Source organism: Pseudomonas sp. JE3303 (assembly GCF_056312565.1).
Genome location: NZ_JBWGIF010000001.1, coordinates 667,404 through 684,685, shown reverse-complemented (window position 1 = coordinate 684,685; position 17,282 = coordinate 667,404). Strand labels below are relative to the sequence as shown.

The 17,282-nt window shown below is 65.0% G+C and carries 15 protein-coding genes; 8 read left to right on the top strand and 7 right to left on the bottom strand.

Going from position 1 to position 17,282, the window contains the following annotated elements; translation table 11 throughout:
• Nucleotides 1-202 precede the first annotated feature (202 nt).
• The 5 genes from dusB (at nucleotide 203) to AC0ZZU_RS03200 (ending at nucleotide 7,609) form a co-directional block, all read left to right on the top strand.
• Entirely contained in the window at nucleotides 203-1,216 is a 1,014-nt protein-coding gene (gene dusB / locus AC0ZZU_RS03220; RefSeq protein WP_476339021.1) for a tRNA dihydrouridine synthase DusB, read from the top strand.
• On the top strand, nucleotides 1,213-1,533 hold the full coding sequence (fis, locus tag AC0ZZU_RS03215; protein ID WP_158461106.1) for a DNA-binding transcriptional regulator Fis: 321 nt from the start codon (nucleotides 1,213-1,215) through the stop codon (nucleotides 1,531-1,533). The genes dusB and fis overlap by 4 nt, the downstream gene beginning before the upstream one ends.
• An 81-nt stretch (nucleotides 1,534-1,614) precedes the next feature.
• The gene (purH, locus tag AC0ZZU_RS03210; protein ID WP_476339018.1) at nucleotides 1,615-3,222 is read left to right on the top strand and encodes a bifunctional phosphoribosylaminoimidazolecarboxamide formyltransferase/IMP cyclohydrolase; all 1,608 of its coding nucleotides are present in this window, start codon (nucleotides 1,615-1,617) and stop codon (nucleotides 3,220-3,222) included.
• Nucleotides 3,223-3,412: 190 nt separating this feature from the next.
• Nucleotides 3,413-4,708 carry a phosphoribosylamine--glycine ligase gene (gene purD, locus AC0ZZU_RS03205; RefSeq protein WP_476339016.1) on the top strand — a complete coding sequence of 432 codons (1,296 nt, stop codon included), beginning with the start codon at nucleotides 3,413-3,415 and terminating at the stop codon, nucleotides 4,706-4,708.
• Nucleotides 4,709-4,843: 135 nt separating this feature from the next.
• Nucleotides 4,844-7,609 (top strand): hybrid sensor histidine kinase/response regulator, encoded by a 2,766-nt coding sequence (locus tag AC0ZZU_RS03200; protein WP_476339014.1) that lies wholly within the window; start codon nucleotides 4,844-4,846, stop codon nucleotides 7,607-7,609.
• Between the two features lie 3 nt (nucleotides 7,610-7,612).
• On the opposite strand, the gene AC0ZZU_RS03195 is transcribed toward AC0ZZU_RS03200, so the two are convergent.
• From AC0ZZU_RS03195 to cobG, 7 genes are all read right to left on the bottom strand, one after another.
• Nucleotides 7,613-8,236 (bottom strand): hypothetical protein, encoded by a 624-nt coding sequence (locus AC0ZZU_RS03195; protein WP_476339012.1) that lies wholly within the window; start codon nucleotides 8,234-8,236, stop codon nucleotides 7,613-7,615.
• Nucleotides 8,229-8,921 (bottom strand): hypothetical protein, encoded by a 693-nt coding sequence (locus AC0ZZU_RS03190; RefSeq protein ID WP_476339010.1) that lies wholly within the window; start codon nucleotides 8,919-8,921, stop codon nucleotides 8,229-8,231. The genes AC0ZZU_RS03195 and AC0ZZU_RS03190 overlap by 8 nt, the downstream gene beginning before the upstream one ends.
• Before the next feature lie 63 nt (nucleotides 8,922-8,984).
• Nucleotides 8,985-9,674: a hypothetical protein gene (locus tag AC0ZZU_RS03185; RefSeq protein ID WP_476339008.1), complete on the bottom strand. Its 690-nt coding sequence runs from the start codon at nucleotides 9,672-9,674 to the stop codon at nucleotides 8,985-8,987.
• A gap of 98 nt (nucleotides 9,675-9,772) precedes the next feature.
• A complete protein-coding gene (gene cobJ / locus AC0ZZU_RS03180; RefSeq protein WP_476339006.1) occupies nucleotides 9,773-11,476 on the bottom strand; it encodes a precorrin-3B C(17)-methyltransferase in 1,704 nt (567 codons plus the stop codon).
• Entirely contained in the window at nucleotides 11,473-12,204 is a 732-nt protein-coding gene (locus tag AC0ZZU_RS03175) for a precorrin-2 C(20)-methyltransferase (protein WP_476339004.1), read from the bottom strand. The genes cobJ and AC0ZZU_RS03175 overlap by 4 nt, the downstream gene beginning before the upstream one ends.
• Nucleotides 12,204-12,830, bottom strand: coding sequence for a precorrin-8X methylmutase (locus AC0ZZU_RS03170; RefSeq protein WP_324122684.1), 627 nt, complete (start codon nucleotides 12,828-12,830; stop codon nucleotides 12,204-12,206). Before AC0ZZU_RS03170 ends, AC0ZZU_RS03175 begins: the two co-directional genes overlap by 1 nt.
• Nucleotides 12,823-14,160 (bottom strand): precorrin-3B synthase, encoded by a 1,338-nt coding sequence (gene cobG / locus AC0ZZU_RS03165; protein WP_476339002.1) that lies wholly within the window; start codon nucleotides 14,158-14,160, stop codon nucleotides 12,823-12,825. Before cobG ends, AC0ZZU_RS03170 begins: the two co-directional genes overlap by 8 nt.
• Nucleotides 14,161-14,263: 103 nt before the next feature.
• On the opposite strand from cobG, the gene cbiE reads away from it, so the two are divergent.
• Genes cbiE through AC0ZZU_RS03150 form a run of 3 tightly spaced genes read left to right on the top strand, consistent with a single transcriptional unit; the run spans nucleotide 14,264 to nucleotide 17,275 of the window.
• On the top strand, nucleotides 14,264-15,472 hold the full coding sequence (gene cbiE, locus AC0ZZU_RS03160; RefSeq protein WP_476339000.1) for a precorrin-6y C5,15-methyltransferase (decarboxylating) subunit CbiE: 1,209 nt from the start codon (nucleotides 14,264-14,266) through the stop codon (nucleotides 15,470-15,472).
• Nucleotides 15,465-16,559 carry a cobalt-precorrin-5B (C(1))-methyltransferase gene (locus AC0ZZU_RS03155; RefSeq protein WP_476338998.1) on the top strand — a complete coding sequence of 365 codons (1,095 nt, stop codon included), beginning with the start codon at nucleotides 15,465-15,467 and terminating at the stop codon, nucleotides 16,557-16,559. The genes cbiE and AC0ZZU_RS03155 overlap by 8 nt, the downstream gene beginning before the upstream one ends.
• Complete coding sequence (locus AC0ZZU_RS03150; protein WP_476338996.1) at nucleotides 16,556-17,275, top strand: cobalt-precorrin-6A reductase; 720 nt, start codon at nucleotides 16,556-16,558, stop codon at nucleotides 17,273-17,275. Before AC0ZZU_RS03155 ends, AC0ZZU_RS03150 begins: the two co-directional genes overlap by 4 nt.
• Nucleotides 17,276-17,282 lie beyond the last annotated feature (7 nt).

Sequence of the window (17,282 nt, the reverse complement as noted above, 5' to 3'; positions counted from 1 at the left end):
AGCTTCAAGTGGCAAGAAAAGCCAGGCTGCATGCCGATCCGCCTTTTCTTGCAGCTTGAAACCTGCCGCTTGAAGCTTTCGGTAATAAGCCCCGAGCTGTTCAGATTTTATCCAAATCCATCTTTATCCGGTCACCGAGAGCGGGTATCATGCCATCCCTTTTTCGAACTCCAATGATCCGGCCCCACAACAGGGAATTCCTATGTCGGCGGTACGCATCGGCCCTTACACACTGCAGAACAACCTGATCCTCGCGCCCATGGCCGGGGTCACGGACCAGCCTTTCCGGCTGCTGTGCCAACGCCTGGGTGCGGGCATGGTGGTGTCCGAAATGGTGTCCAGCGAAATGAGCCTCTGGAACAGCCGCAAGTCGCGTCTGCGCCGCATCCACGAAGGTGATCCCGAGCCGCGCTCGGTCCAGATCGCCGGTGGTGACGCACAGATGCTGGCGGCGGCGGCCCGTGCCAACGTCGAAGCCGGCGCGCAGATCATCGATATCAACATGGGCTGTCCGGCGAAAAAAGTGTGCAACAAGGCCGCAGGCTCTGCTTTATTGAAAGATGAAGCTCTGGTTACCGAGATCCTCCATGCCGTAGTCGGCGCGGTGGATGTCCCGGTGACCCTGAAGATACGCACCGGCTGGGACCGGGCGAGCAAGAACGGCCTGATTGTGGCAAGGATTGCCGAGCAGGCCGGCATCCAGGCGCTGGCGGTGCATGGCCGCACACGCGCCGACTTGTACACGGGCGAAGCCGAATACGACACCATCGCTGCCATCAAGCAGGCGGTGTCGATCCCGGTTTTCGCCAATGGCGACATCACTTCGCCGCAAAAGGCCCGGGCCGTACTGGATGCCACGGGCGTCGACGGCCTGCTGATCGGCCGTGCGGCCCAGGGGCGGCCGTGGATCTTTCGCGAGGTCGAGCACTACCTGCGCACCGGCGAGCAATTGCCGGAGCCTGGACTGGATGAAGTTGAACAGATTCTGCTGGAGCACCTGGCCGCGCTGCACGCCTTCTATGGCGATGTGATGGGTGTGCGTATCGCCCGCAAGCATGTGGGCTGGTACCTGGCAACACGACCGGGCGGCAGGGAGTTTCGTGCCCGGTTCAACGCTTTGGAAGATACGCAAGCGCAGTGCGCCAACGTCCGCGAGTTTTTCCGCGAACGTCGACAGAGCCTTGAGACAGAGGACGGACAAGGGGTGGCCGCATGACGATGATGACCGAGACTTTAGTGAGTGGAACAACGCCCGTGAGCGACAACGTCAACCTCAAACAGCACCTGAACACGCCGAGCGAAGAGGGTCAGACCCTTCGCGGCAGTGTCGAAAAGGCGCTGCACAATTATTTTGCCCACCTCGAGGGGGCCACCGTCACGGACGTGTACAACCTGGTGCTTTCTGAAGTCGAAGCACCCCTGCTCGAAAGCGTGATGAACCACGTCAAGGGCAACCAGACCAAGGCCAGCGAGATGCTCGGGCTCAACCGAGGCACCCTGCGCAAGAAACTCAAGCAGTACGATCTGTTGTAACCAGAACCCAAACCAGAAAAGGCGGCTCCCATTCGATGAGGTCGCCTTTTTTGCTGACTCCACCGCGTTATGGAATCTGAAATGACCGACCAGACTACCCGCCTGCCGATCCGCCGCGCCTTGATCAGCGTCTCCGACAAGACCGGGATCCTCGAATTCGCCCGTGAGCTGCAGCAGCTCGGTGTCGAGATCCTGTCCACCGGTGGTACCTACAAGCTGCTCAAGGACAACGGTGTCGCCGCGGTGGAAGTGGCCGACTACACCGGCTTCGCCGAAATGATGGACGGCCGGGTCAAGACCCTGCATCCGAAGATCCATGGTGGCATCCTTGGCCGCCGCGGTACCGACGACGCCATCATGAACGAGCACGGCATCAAGCCGATCGACCTGGTCGCCGTCAACCTGTACCCGTTCGAGGCGACCATCGCCAAGCCTGGCTGTGACCTGCCGACTGCGGTCGAGAACATCGACATCGGCGGCCCGACCATGGTCCGTTCGGCCGCGAAGAACCACAAGGACGTGGCCATCGTGGTCAACGCCAGCGACTACGCCGGCGTACTCGAGAACCTCAAGTCCGGTGGCCTGACTTACGCCCAGCGCTTCGACCTGATGCTCAAGGCGTTCGAGCATACCGCTGCCTACGACGGCATGATCGCCAACTACATGGGCACCATCGACCAGGCTCGCGAAACCCTGGAAACCGAAGGCCGCAGTGAATTCCCCCGCACCTTCAACAGCCAGTTCGTCAAAGCCCAGGAAATGCGCTACGGCGAGAACCCGCACCAGAGCGCGGCGTTCTATGTCGAAGCCAAGCCTGCCGAGGTGGGTATTGCCACTGCCAAGCAGTTGCAAGGCAAGGAGCTGTCGTACAACAACGTGGCCGACACCGACGCCGCGCTCGAGTGCGTGAAGAGCTTCACCAAGCCAGCCTGTGTCATCGTCAAGCACGCCAATCCATGCGGCGTCGCCGTTTGCCCTGATGAAGAAGGCGGGATCGCCAAAGCCTACGACCTGGCCTACGCCACCGACACCGAGTCGGCGTTTGGCGGCATCATCGCCTTCAACCGCGAACTGGACGCCCAAACCGCCAAGGCCATCGTCGAGCGTCAGTTCGTCGAAGTGATCATTGCCCCAAGCGTCAGTGAAGAAGCCCGCGCCGTGGTGGCCGCCAAGGCCAACGTACGCCTGCTGGTCTGCGGCGAGTGGTCGGCCGAGCGCGCCGCTGCCTGGGATTACAAGCGCGTCAACGGCGGCCTGCTGGTACAGAGCCGCGACAACGGCATGATCCGTGCCGAAGACCTCAAGGTCGTGACTCAGCGTGCACCGAGCGAGCAAGAGATCCACGACCTGATCTTTGCCTGGAAGGTGGCCAAGTTCGTCAAGTCCAACGCGATCGTCTACGCCAAGAACCGCCAGACCATCGGTGTCGGCGCTGGCCAGATGAGCCGCGTCAACTCCGCGCGCATCGCCGCGATCAAGGCTGAGCATGCGGGCCTGCAGGTTGCGGGTGCGGTCATGGCGTCGGATGCGTTCTTCCCGTTCCGTGATGGCATCGACAATGCCGCCAAGGTGGGTATCACTGCTGTCATCCAGCCGGGCGGCTCGATGCGTGATGCCGAAGTCATCGCTGCTGCCGACGAGGCAGGCATCGCGATGGTATTCACCGGAATGCGCCACTTCCGCCACTGATAGGCAAACGGCCGCACTGAAGCAGGCATCTGCTGTGTTGGGGCCGGTTCCGCTGATGCTCATTGCCAGACGGCAACTGCGCTCATCGAAACCGGCCCCGCCTTGCATCTACCTGCTTCATTGCGACCTCCTACCGCGAACAGAGCGCGGGAGGCTTCGCCTTCCGCTCTAAAGAACATCGAGGTTTGACATGAAAGTTTTGATCATCGGCAATGGCGGTCGTGAACACGCCCTGGCCTGGAAAGTCGCCCAGGACCCACGGGTCGAGAAAGTCTTCGTCGCCCCCGGCAACGCCGGCACCGCCACTGAAGCCAAGTGCGAAAACGTCGACATCCAGGTCACTGCCCTGGAGCAACTGGCCGACTTCGCCGAGAAGAACGTCGACCTGACCATCGTCGGCCCGGAAGCGCCGCTCGTCGCAGGCGTTGTCGATCTTTTCCGCAGCCGCAACCTCGACTGCTTCGGCCCAACCAAAGGGGCGGCGCAGCTCGAAGGCTCCAAGGCCTTCACCAAGGACTTCCTGGCGCGCCACAAGATCCCGACCGCCGACTACCAGAACTTCACCGAGATCGAGCCGGCCCTCGCCTACCTGCAGGAAAAAGGCGCGCCGATCGTGATCAAGGCCGACGGCCTGGCCGCGGGCAAGGGCGTGATCGTTGCGATGACCCTGCTCGAAGCGGAAGACGCCGTGCGTGACATGCTTGCGGGCAATGCCTTTGGCGAAGCCGGTTCGCGCGTGGTTATCGAGGAGTTTCTCGACGGCGAGGAGGCCAGCTTCATCGTCATGGTCGACGGCCACAACGTGCTGCCGATGGCCACGAGCCAGGACCACAAGCGCGTCGGCGACGGCGACAGCGGCCCGAACACAGGCGGCATGGGCGCCTACTCCCCTGCCCCGGTAGTCACTGCCGAGGTACACCAGCGCGTCATGGACCAGGTGATCTGGCCGACCGTGCGCGGCATGGCCGAGGAAGGCAATGTCTATACAGGCTTCCTGTATGCCGGCCTGATGATCGACAAGGCGGGCAACCCCAAGGTCATCGAGTTCAACTGCCGTTTCGGCGACCCGGAAACCCAGCCCATCATGATGCGTCTGGAGTCGAGCCTGGTGCTGCTGATCGAGGCGGCCTTCGCCAAGGCGCTGGACAAGGTCGAAGCCCAGTGGAACCCACGCCCGAGCCTGGGCGTTGTGCTGGCTGCGGGCGGCTACCCGGGCGACTACAGCAAAGGCGCTGCGATCAACGGTCTGGACGCCGCCGCCCAGCTGACCGGCAAGGTTTTCCATGCCGGGACCGCCCTCAGCGAGGGCCAGGTGGTTGCCAGCGGCGGCCGCGTGCTGTGCGCCACCGCACTGGGCGAAACCGTCGAAGCCGCCCAGCAGCAGGCCTACCGCCTGGCCGGGCAGGTCAGCTGGGACGGCAGCTTCTACCGCAACGACATTGGCTATCGCGCCATTGCCCGCGAGCGCGGTGAAGACCAGCAGTAAGCGTGCCCCCGAACGCCGTGATGCCATGTGCTCACGGCTTGCGGCTCGTCGACAGCGCCCGGCTTGGGCCTTGCCTTGGCCTTGGCGCGCCGCGCATAGTTACGATTCGGCATTTTGCTAAGAAGGGATTTCGTCTTGCGTCGGCTTCGGATTGCCATTGCTCTGACCGTCAGCCTGCTGACCTTGCTCTGCCTTCTGCCCGCATCGGCCGACGAGGGCGGCTGGACAGTGTTGCTCGACGAACAGGCCAGCCTGCAATTGAGCGACGTGCGCTCCGAGCGCTACCGCAACCAGTTCAGTCCTCTGCGCCTGAACGAGCTCGACGCCGCCATGCCCGATCAGGCGCTGTGGCTGCACTACCGCCTGGCACCCGGCCAGCAAGAGCAACTGCTGCGCATCTTCGCCCCCGACCTGTCACGCCTTGACCTGTACGCACTGGACGGTGGGCAGCTCGTACGCCAGATGCACCACGGCCGCCAGCGCGACAATAGCAGCCCAACCTTGCGCAGCAGTGACCACTTGCTGCCGCTGCCGAGCAGCGCAAAGCCCCTGGACATCTATGTGCGCCTGGTCTCGGAGCACCAGTTGCGCCCGGCCATCAGCCTGGAGCCGGCCGCCACCTCTGCCGCTGACCAGACCCAGCCACTGCTGTTCGGGCTGCTGTTTGGCTGCCTGCTGATGCTGATCCTGCACAACCTGATCCGCTTTCTATATTCCCGCTCCAGCACCTGCCTGGTCCTGGCTCTCTATCACAGCCTGATGCTGCTCAGCGCCCTGATCCTGCTCAACCTCACAGGTCCCTGGTGGCACCTCTGGCACACCGCGCAAACCCCCGCGGCCTACCTGACGCTCTTGATGGCGGGCCTTGCCGGCCTGTATTTCACCCAGCACTTCTTCGCGCCGTGCCGGCAGCCAAGGCTAAACCGCCTGCTACAGATCGAGATGCTGGTGGTGGGCCTGAGCGCCCTGCTGCTGCTGTTCGTCGACACCCTGCCGCTGAACCTGACGACCTACGTCTTGCTGGCCCTTGGCAGCGTGAGCATGCTGGTGGTGGGCATCTGCCATAGCTACAAGGGTTACCGCCCGGCGCGCCTGTTCACCCTGGCCATGCTGGCATTCAACCTTGGCGGGCTGGTGCTGCTGCCGGCCCTGCTCGGCCTGACCCGCACGCCCACGCCATGGCTGCTGTGCATTCTGCTGGGCCTGACGGCGGTCAGTGGCTTGCTGCTCAACCTTGCGGTCAGCGCGCGCCTGCGCATGATGAGCGAGGAACGCTTCAGCGCCAGCCGGGAGCTGGCCGCTGCCGATGCCGAGATCAATGCAAAGGCCGAGTTCCTGGCCAAGATCAGCCACGAGATCCGCACGCCCATGAACGGCGTACTGGGCATGACCGAGCTGCTGCTCGGCACGCCGCTGTCGGTCAAGCAGCGAGACTACGTGCAGACCATCCACAGCGCCGGCAACGAGCTGCTCACCCTGATCAACGAGATACTCGACATCTCCAAGCTCGAATCCCGGCAGATAGAACTGGATGACGTGCAGTTCGATCTCAACGCGCTGATCGAGGACTGCCTCAACATCTTCCGTGCAAAGGCCGAGCAGCAGAACATCGAGCTGATCAGCTTTACCCAGCCACAGGTGCCACGGGTCATCAGCGGCGATCCCACACGCCTGCGCCAAGCGCTGTCGAGCCTGCTCGACAATGCGCTGAAGAACACCGAGCAAGGCGAGATCCTGCTGGTGGTGGCCCTCGACCAGCGGGGCGAAGCACCGCGCCTGCGCATCGCCGTGCAAGACAGCGGCGATCCGATGCCGCTCGGCGAGCGAGAAGCGCTGCTGCAGGCTGAGCTGCACAGCCGTCATTTTCTCTCCAGCAACAAGCTTGGCGGGCATCTGGGGCTGGTAATCGCCAAGCAACTGATCGGCTTGATGCAAGGCGAGTTCGGCATCAAGACCAGCAATACCATGGGCAACACCTTGTGGCTGACCCTGCCGCTTGATCCACAACGCCTGGAGCAGCCTCCTGCCGACCTCGACGGCCCCCTGCGCGACGCCAGGGTGCTGGTGGTGGATGACAACGACACCTGCCGCAAGGTCCTGGTGCAGCAATGCAGTGCCTGGGGCATGAACGTCAGCGCGGTACCCTCGGGCAAGGAAGCCCTGGCCTTGCTGCGCACCAAGGCGCACCTGCGTGACTACTTCGATGCAGTGTTGCTGGACCAGAACATGCCAGGCATGACCGGCATGCAGTTGGCGGCCAAGATCAAGGAAGACCCGAGCCTGAACCATGACATCCTGGTGATCATGCTCACCGGCATCAGCAACGCGCCGAGCAAGATCATCGCGCGCAACGCCGGAATCAAGCGAATTCTCGCCAAGCCGGTTGCCGGCTATACCCTCAAGACGACCCTCGCCGAAGAGCTGACCCAGCGTGGCAAGGTTTCCTCAGCGCCTACAGCCCTGCCCGGCATTGCCCAACCGCTGGACCTGCCTGCGGACTTTCGCATTCTCGTGGCCGAAGACAACAATATCTCGACCAAGGTGATTCGCGGCATGCTCGGCAAGCTCGACCTGGAGCCTGACACCGCCAGCAACGGCGAAGAAGCTCTGCAGGCCATGAAACGCCTGCGTTACGACCTGGTGCTCATGGATTGTGAAATGCCCGTGCTGGACGGCTTTTCGGCCACCGAGCAGCTACGCGCGTGGGAGACCGCTACCCAGCGGCCGCGCACGCCGGTGGTGGCGCTGACCGCGCACATCCTGGCCGAGCACAAGGAACGCGCGCGCGTGGCTGGCATGGACGGGCATATGGCCAAGCCGGTGGAGCTTTCACAGCTGCGCGAGCTGATCCAGTATTGGGCGGCCCAGCGCGAGCCCGCCGCCCTGCACGGCCCCCGATAGTCGCTAGAGCTCGTATTCGGTGAGGTTGCGCAAGGCCACCTCCACCAGCGATTGCTGCACCCGTGGCCGATATTCCTGGTCGAAGATCAGGGTGTTGAAGCGCACCAACTCGGCACGGACGTCTACTTTGTCCCGATCAAAGGAAAGAAACCCCGAGGAAAACGACGAGCTGGCGCCACTCTCGTGATAGATCACCATGTCGATCCGGTTGCCTCCAGAAGACGCGCACGGCAGAAGCTGGAAATGCCCATGGGTACGGGCATGGTCCTCGAACCGCAACAGGCTGCCCGTGTCCGCGGCCAGCCGTTGCAGCGCCACGCGCGAACCGTCTGCGAAATGCGGCCCTCCCGTCTCGGCGATTGTGTTCAGGGCTTTGTCGACGAGCTTCAGGCGCTCACCGTCTGGCCGATGCACATCGCCGGGCTGCACTGCATCCCAGCCGTAGAACCGCAGCTGATTGCGGTAATAGCTGAGCCAATCCTCGATCAGCCCATCCGTGTAGGCGTTGCGGGTAGCACGCTCGGCCAGCGCCACCGCCAGTTTGACTGACTCACGTTGCTGACGGGGCACGTCTGGCAAGAAGCTCAAAAGGCTCGCGCCAAGTACGACAGCCTGTGGCTTATGCATTGCTCACCTCCTGATGGCAGTGTGCAACTTCGAGACTGTACTGGCCCTCGCGGTCTTTCTTGAGCATCAGGGCCTGCAAAGTGGCGCGCTGACCCTCGTAGAAGGCCTCGTTCAGTACCAGGGACAGCCCCCTGACCTCCACGTCGCCCTCGAACTGGTGCCCTTCCAGAACCGTCTCCATCAACCATTGGGATGAACGCTGGCGGGTACGAAATGCAATGCTGCACAGGTCGATCTCAGGTCCAGACCTGACGATGCCCATTTCGACCGTGACCTGGGTTACCCCGTCGTTCGTGCGTTGGGTAAACCCGCTGAGATGGCTCTTCGCGTTTGCGTCGGCACGCACCGCATCGAGGGCATACGTCAGCAGATCGTCGGCATCCGGTTCGCGCTGCCCCAGCCACGCCCGCAGCGGCTGAGAAGCCTCCAGGTAGCTGATATCGGCTGCGGGCTTGGCCTCGTTGAACTGACGAACCGCCATCCAGCCAAGACCAGAAAGGGATTCGCGGTAGGACTTGTACCACAGGGAATAGTCTTCGAACCGGGAGGAGGCGATCTTGTCAGCCCGTAGTTGGGCGTACAGCAGTGAGTCGGCAATGTCCTGATATTGCGATTGGGCAAGCGTTTCGTCTGTCAGCAGCACGCTGCCGGCCACCAGTCTTACGCGGCATTCTCGGTTATCCATGATTGTAATCTCATCGACTGAAAGGAAAGAAAACCGGGCGGCAGTGCGCCGCCCGCTCGCCGGTCAGATTTCGTACTCCAGTACGTTGCTGACACTGCGATCCTCAAGCTTGCTTTCCACCGTTTCGCGCACACGCTCGTAGAGAGCCTTGTTGAAGGACAGCACGGCTGTGCCGGTATAGAACTCGGATGAGGTGATGGTCCACTCGATCCCAAGGAGATCGTTTTCCGACTCGGGCGCGTCGGCCGCGACGCAGCTCATGACCAGTACAACTTCCCCTCCGGCTGTTTCACTACAGGCGCCCAGGCCCACCATGCCGTTGGCCTTGCCCTTGCGCTTGCGAATGAACACATCTTTCAGGCCAGGGCTCAGGCCCAGCTTTTCCAGTGCCACCTGGGCCAGCGATCCGAACGCCTCGCCTGCGGCCACACCGAGGGCCGCGGTACCCGTAGCGCTCAGTATTCTCAGCGCCACCGAGCCTATCGAGACGCTGGTGGCCGATGAAGTCTCACGCTCGAAGTTGCGCCGCGCCGTCACCCAGCCGCAGTCCTGCATGACCTTGAGAAACTGGCCGTACCAGTTCTCGCTTTCCTTCTCTGGCTCATGCAGCTTGCCTGCGACCAGCGAGGCAAAGTGGAAGGCGTTTTTCACGTCGACACGGCTCTGTTGCGCCATGCCGGCACCAAACGCCATCAGGGAATCTTCCACCAGGACGGCGGAATTCTTGCTCAGGAGGGATTTATCGTCAGTCATCTTGAATACTCCAGTAGGGAATGCCCCTGCATTCCAGGAGCATTCACACTAAGCGAGAGACTTCGCGAAGACCGGCCCGAAGGGCTTCCCTGCCAGGTTCAGGGGGCCGCCGGATACCACCGCGGGGTGTACACCCACAACCCGCCAGTTTCGCGGGCAAAGGTGCAGGTGGTGGACGAGCCCACCAGCACCATGGTGCGCATGTCGACCATGTCAGGCACCAGCTCGGCCAGGGTGACTACTTTCAATGTCTGCCCTGGCCTACCAATATCCCGGCCAAGGACTACAGGCGTCTGTCCATCACGGTGCTGCCGCACGATCTCCAGGGCACGGCCCAGCTGCCAGGGGCGAGAGCGCGAAATGGGGTTATAGAAGGCCAGCACCAGGTCTGCCTGGCAGGCAAGGTCCAGGCGTTGTTCGATGGTGGTCCAGGGCTTGAGGTTGTCGGACAGCGACATCACGCAAAAGTCGTGGCCCAGCGGCGCGCCGGCCTGGGCCGCTGTGGCGAGCGACGCGGAAACCCCCGGCAGGATTTCGAGGTCGACCCGATGCCAGGCGGGATCATCCGACCCGTGCAAGGCCTCGAGCACGGCGGCGGCCATGGCGAAGACACCCGGGTCACCGGATGACACCACCACCACCGAGCGTCCTTGCGCCGCCAGCTCGAAGGCGTGGCGCGCGCGCTGCATCTCTTCGCGGTTGTCGGTGCAATGGAGGATCTGGTCATCACGGAACGGACCGGCCATGCGCACGTAGGTCTCGTAGCCGAGCACGTCGTTGGCGCGCGCCAGTTCGGCCTTGACGGCCGGCACCATCAGTTCGGCTGCGCCAGGGCCGAGGCCGATGACCGCCAGCCGGCCACGGGCACGCCCCAGGCGTTCGGGATCGATAGGCTCGGGGGCGACAGCGATCGCCAACCCGGGCCGCTCGAGCGGCACGATCCGGGCCTTGCCCAGCGTCGCCAACGCCAGCGTCTGCGGGTCGTCGGCCGCTGGCGCGAATCTCAGGGCCACGCCCAGCGCACGCGACGCTGCAAGCAGCGCAGGCTGGGCCATGTCCGTTTCGCTGGCCAGCAGGCAGGCCAGCGACTGCTCGGCGATGTTGGCATCGCGCAGGGCCAGGCGCACCGCCTCGGCGAGGTCTGGCACCTGTGCATCGACAGCCACCAGCACGGCGCGCGGATGGATCAACAGTTCATCGCGGCTGGTCGGGCGCGCCATGCAGCCCACATGAATGACCCGCTGGGCGGAATCGCTGCTGGGCAGTTGCACCTGAGCAAGCCAGGGCGCTGCCCCCTCGACGCGCACCGTTTCACCGGCCAGGAGGTCCGAGACAAAGCGCTTGCCCTGTTCCAGGTCTGCCAGCGCGTACCCCGGCGGGGGGTCAAGCAGGCAGGTGCCAAAGCGCAGCTCCCCACTGGTGGTAATGGCGGGCGCCACGTCCAGCGCGACGCCAATCTCGCGGGCCATGACATTGACCCCGCCCAGGCCGCCGAGCAGCGGCACAACGGCGCTGCCGTCCTCGGCCACGGCCAGTACCGGCGGTTCGACATCCTTTTCGCCGAGCAGGCTGGCCAGGCTGCGGATGACAATACCCGCAGCGCACAAGGCGATGATCGGGGTGTCCTGCTGGTAAAGCGCCCGCAGGGTCTGTCCGAAGTCATGGTAGAGACTGTCGACGTCCTCGACGCGGCCGGCCAGGCCGTGAATCACGGCCTGCGGATACAGCTCCCGGACCTTGCGCGCCGTGGCCAGGGCGCCGGGGCCGAGGATGACGATGGCCGGTGCCTTGCGCGCACTCATCCCTGCCACCTTTCGCCCGGTACGATGATCAGCGAGAAGTACGGCGAGGACTGCGGGTCGACCTCATCCAGCTTGACGATCTTCTGATTGGCCATGGTCGCGCGCTCGACGTACAGCGCGCGCTGGTCCAGGCCCAGCTCGACCAGCACCTGGCGCACCTTGGTGAAATTGCGCCCAAGCTTCATGATCACCGCGGCATCGGCGTCGGCCAGCCGGCGCTTGAGTTCATCATGGCCCAGCACACCGGAGAGCACCGACAGGCTCTGGTTGCGGTACACCAGCGGCGCACCAAGCACCGACGCGCCGCCGAGCATGGAGCAAACGCCAGGGATCACTTCGGCTTCGTAGCGCTCGGCCAGCCGGTCATGCAGGTACATGTAGGACCCGTAGAAAAATGGATCGCCCTCGCAGATCACCGCCACGTCGCGTCCGGCATCCAGGTGCGCGGCGACCTGCAGGCTGGCTTCATCGTAGAAGTCACTGATCACCTGTTCATACGACAGGGGGGCCGGCAGCACCTCGGTGGTCACCGGATATACCAGCGGCAGCAAGGTCTGCGCCGCCTGCAGGTGCGTTTCGATGATGCCGAAGGCATTGCCGCGCTTGCCCTTGGCAACGAAGTAGGCCACCACGGGGGCCTCGCGCAGCAGGCGCAGGGCCTTCAGGGTGATCAACTCGGGGTCGCCGGGGCCTACGCCCAGGCCAAGCAGACGTCCACGGACCTGCATCACTCCACCTCCGTGGCCAGGGCGTTGACGGCGGCCGCAGCCATGGCGCTGCCGCCCAGGCGGCCTTGCATGATCACGAACGGCACGCCGCGGCTGTCAGCGGCGAGCATCGCCTTGGACTCGGCAGCACCGACGAAGCCGACCGGGAAGCCGAGGATCAGGGCAGGCTTCGGCGCACCGGCATCGATCATCTCCAGCAGGTAGAACAGCGCGGTCGGCGCGTTGCCGATCACCACCACGCTGCCTTCCAGGTGCGGCCGCCACAGTTCAAGGGCGACTGCGGAACGGGTATTGCCCGCCTCGCTGGCCATGCCAGGAACGCTCGGGTCACGCAGGGTGCAGATCACCGGGTTGTTGGCTGGCAGGCGCGCGCGGGTCACGCCTTCGGCGACCATGTGCGCATCGCAGAGGATCGGTGCCCCCTTGGCCAGGGCCTCACGCCCGGCGGTGCCAGCACCAGGGGAAAACTGCAGGCCATCGATGGCATCGACCATGCCGCAGGCATGGATTACCCGTACGGCGAGCTTTTCGAGATCGGCGGGAATGCGGTCGAGGCGTGCCTCCTCGCGAATGATCCGGAAGGAATTGCGATAGATCTCCTGACCATCGCGGATGTAGTCAATCATCAAGGTGCTCCGTAGGCAGGTCGAGCAGTGCGCCTGCTTGTTGCAAGGTGAGATCGCGCGCTCGCAGGGCACCGAAGCCGGGCTCCCGAGCGTCACGCAGATACAGGTCATAGCGGCCCGGGGCTCGGGCCAGAAGGGTGGCCGGGGCGACATGGGCCACGGCGCAGGATCTTTGGCAGCCACTGAGGTGGACGCTGCCGGGGCCGCCCTGGTGTAACAGGCTGGCCAGGACCAGGGCATCGGTCTTGGTGTCCGCCAGGGCCTTGGCACAGCCGCTGGAGCCAGTGCAGGCGATCAGCCTGGTCAGGGGCTGGCCGGGGCTGTGGAGCAGGCCTAGCTCTGACAGGTCATGCTGCGCCTGCGACAGGCCGGCCTTGGCGACGTTGGGTATCACCAGGCTCTGCCAAGGGGTCAGGCGCAAGGTACCGTCGCCCTGTTCGCGTGCCAGTCCCGCTGCGCCGCGCAGCATGGCCGGGGTCAGGCGCCCGAGGGGCGGGGCCGCGCCCAGCGCGAGATGTTCGTCCCGGCGCTGTGCCAGCAGGCCCAGGTACGGCGAGCTCGCTTGCGGACGTCGCCAGTCGAGCACGGCGGCATCGCGGCGAAGGTCCAGTCCCAGGCCATCGATGAAGTGCTTGGCGCTGCAGTGAGCAAGCAGTTGGCGCATGCGCGACTGCTCGGGCGTGGCCAGGTCGAGAAAGCGTTCAAGCACCGCCCGTACCAGGGGTAATCCCTGGTCCAGCGGCACTGCGCCCAGCACGTGGCCATTGGCCGGGCAACCGGCGAGTCCCATGGCCAGCCATACCTGCTGGTCCAGGTTCAGGGCCGACAGCCACAGGTCATGGGGATGTTCGAGCATTGCCAGGGATTCGCCGGCGTCCAGCTGCACGGCAAACTTGGCGGACAGCTGATGCATGCGCGGTGTACTTTCGAGCATCTGCAGTATCTGCCCAGCCAAGGGCCGTGCGTCGAACAGCATGGCGCGGTCCAGTCCGGCCAAGGGGCTGAGCATCAGGTTGCGCACATCGTCGCCGGCGGCCTCGCGCGGGCCGAGACCGGCCGCGAGCAACCACTGCACCAGCGCCGGATGCTCGCCACCAATGCCCCGGATCTGAAGGTTGCCGCGATTGGTCGCTTCGATCGCACCGCTGGCGAAACGCTCGGCGGCGGTAGCCACGGCGTCGGCCTGGTCGGCCAGCAGCAGCCCACCTGGCAGCTTGATCCGGCAGATCCCGCCATCGCGCGCGGCGACGATGCGCCACAACCCCGGGCAAGCCGAGGGACGAGGCGAAATATCAGGGGTATGGTCCTGCTTCAAGGGGGTATCCGGCAATCGTGAAAGAGCCCTTCAGGGTAGAAGGCGCGGTATTATGCCTGCTTTGTCCGATGGCATGAAAAGTCTGCTGTCGAACGGCGTTCGTGGATGAGGAAGTGGGATGTCGCCCTGGCTGACAGTAGTGGGTATTGGTGAAGACGGATTCAGCGGCCTGGGCAAGAACGCCCGGCGCGCGTTGCTGGGCGCCGGGCGGATTTTCGGCAGCCCGCGCCAGCTGGAATTGCTGCCGCGCTGCATCGGCGGCGAGCGCCTGACCTGGTCCAGTCCGTTCTCCCTTGCCCCGGTCCTGGCCCTGCGGGGGGAGCCGGTGTGCGTGCTGGCCAGCGGCGACCCGATGTACTACGGCGTCGGCGCGAGTCTCGCGCGTCAAGTGCCGGCCGCGGACATGCAGGTCCTGCCGATGCCCTCCTCCTGCGCATTGGCCGCGGCCCGCCTGGGCTGGCCGTTGCAGGAGGTGGTAACGGTATCAGTGGTGGCACGGCCTCTGGCGGCCCTCAACCGGCACCTCTACAGCGGCGTGCGCCTGCTGGTGTTGAGCAACGACGGCGAGAGTCCCTCCGCCATTGCGGGGCTGCTGCGCGAACGGGGTTTCGGCCCGAGCCGCTTGCAGGTCTTCGAGCATCTTGGTGGCCCGGCCGAGCGCCGTATCGAAGGCACGGCCGAGCATTGGGAAGCCCAAGAGATCGCGGCGCTGAACCTGGTCGCCATCGAATGCATCGCCGCGCCCGACGCCCCGCGACTGTCGTCGTTGGCCGGGCTGCCCGACAGCAGTTTTCGCCATGACGGCCAGCTGACCAAACGCGACGTGCGCGCCATCACGCTGGCGCGCCTGGCGCCACGTCCAGGAGAGCTGCTGTGGGATGTGGGCGCTGGCTGCGGCTCGATTGGCATCGAGTGGATGCGCGCCCACCCCAGCTGCCGGGCCCTTGCCATTGAAGCCGACGAAGGCCGGCAGCAGTTCATCGAGCACAACCGCGACGCCCTGGGCGTGCCCGGCCTGCAACTGGTGCGGGGTCGCGCACCTGGCGCACTGCAAGGCCTGGAGCGCCCCGATGCGGTCTTCATCGGCGGCGGCGTGACCCGCGAGGGCGTGCTCGAGCTGTGCTGGGAGCATCTGCGGCCTGGCGGGCGGCTGGTGGCCAACGCCGTCACCCTGCAGAGCGAGCTGGCCCTGGTGAACTGGCGCGAGCGCCACGGCGGCGAACTGACCCGCATCCACATCGCCCAGGCCCAGCCCTTGGGGGCTTTCGACGCCTGGCGCCAGGCGCTTCCGATTACCCTGCTCGAGGCGATCAAGCCCGATGCGTGAGGAGACCCGCGAGCAGCCCGCGCCCCTGCGCAGCGGCCTGACGACTGGCAGTTGCGCCACCGCTACCAGCCTTGCCGCGGCGCGCCTGTTGCTCACAGGCGAACAGATCGATGCGGTTGAAATCACCTTGCCCAAGGGCAAGCAGGTACAGATGCGCCTGGAGTTCTGCCGGCGCAACGGCGTATGTGCCGAGGCCGGCACCCTCAAGGATGCCGGCGACGACCCGGACGTGACCCACGGCGCCCTGCTGTTCACCCAGGTGCGCCTGGTGGCCCAGCCTGGTGTGCGCTTTATCGCCGGCCAGGGCGTGGGTACCGTGACGCGCCCCGGCCTGGTGCTGGGCGTGGGGGAACCTGCGATCAATCCGGTGCCCCGCCGGATGATCGGCGATCACTTGCAGCAGTTGGCCATCGAGGCGGGTTACGCGGGCGGCTTCGAGGTCACGGTCAACGTACGCGACGGCGAGCAGCTGGCGCTCAAGACCATGAACCCCCGGCTGGGAATCCTTGGCGGGCTGTCGATCCTGGGCACCAGCGGGATCGTCCGGCCATTCTCCTGTTCGGCCTACATCGCCTCGATCCATCAAGGCATCGACGTCGCCCACACCAATGGCTACAGCCATATCGCCGCTTGCACCGGCAATGCCAGCGAAGACACGATGCGCCGGGTCTACGCCTTGCCGGAAATCGCCCTGATAGAAATGGGCGACTTCGTTGGCGCGGTGCTCAAGCACCTGCGCAAGGTACCCGTGGCAAGGCTCAGCCTGTGTGGCGGCTTCGGCAAGATCAGCAAGCTGGCCGCCGGGCACATGGACCTGCACAGCCGCCATTCCAGCATCGACCTGCCCCAGCTGGCTGCCTGGGCCGCCGACACAGGCGCCGACGCTGCCTTGCAGGCCGCCATCCTCAGTGCCAACACCAGCCAGCAGGCGCTGGCCATGGCGCATGCCCAAGGTGTCGCCCTGGGTGATGCCGTGTGCCAGCACGCCTTGGCGTTCGCCCGCAGCGTGGTACCGGCCCAGGTTCAGGTCGAGGTGTTCGCCATCGACCGCCAAGGCGGCATCGTTGGCCGGGCGGGCGTGCGATGAGCCAGCGGATCCTGCTGCTGGGCGGCGTGACCGAAGCCCTGTCCATCGCCCGGAGGCTTGGGCCAGAACATATCTACAGCTTGGCCGGGATCGGCCGCGTGCCCCAGGACCTGGCCTGCCAGGTGAGGGTGGGTGGCTATGGCGGCGCCGAAGGGCTGGCCGGGTTTCTGCGCGAGACCGGCATCACGCTGCTGATCGACGCCACCCACCCCTACGCCGCACAGATCAGCGGCAATGCGGCCCAGGCGGCAGTCTCGGCCGGGATTCCCTGCTGGGCCCTGCGCCGTGCCGCCTGGCAAGCGCAGCCCGGGGATGACTGGCGGGAGATCGAGGACTGGCACGGCCTGACCGAGGCCCTGCGGCCGTTCAGGCGCCCGCTGTTCACCCTCGGGCGTGAACCCCTGCAGCATCTGGACGAGATCCCGCCGGATCAGTTCTGGACCCTGCGCGCACTGGAGGCCTGTCCCGGTAACGACCGCTGCGAAGTGATCGGGGCGCGCGGGCCGTTTCGGCTGGACGATGAGCGTGCGCTGTTCGAGCGTCGGCAGATCGATGTGCTGGTGAGCAAGAACAGCGGCAGCGCCGCGACCGAGCCCAAGCTTGAAGTGGCGCGCGAGCGCGGGGTTCCGGTGCTGGTGCTGAAGCGACCGGCGCTGGCGGCAGTGGACCGGGAGTTTTTTACTGCCGATGAGTTGATGGCAGCACTGCAGGTATGACAGCGCG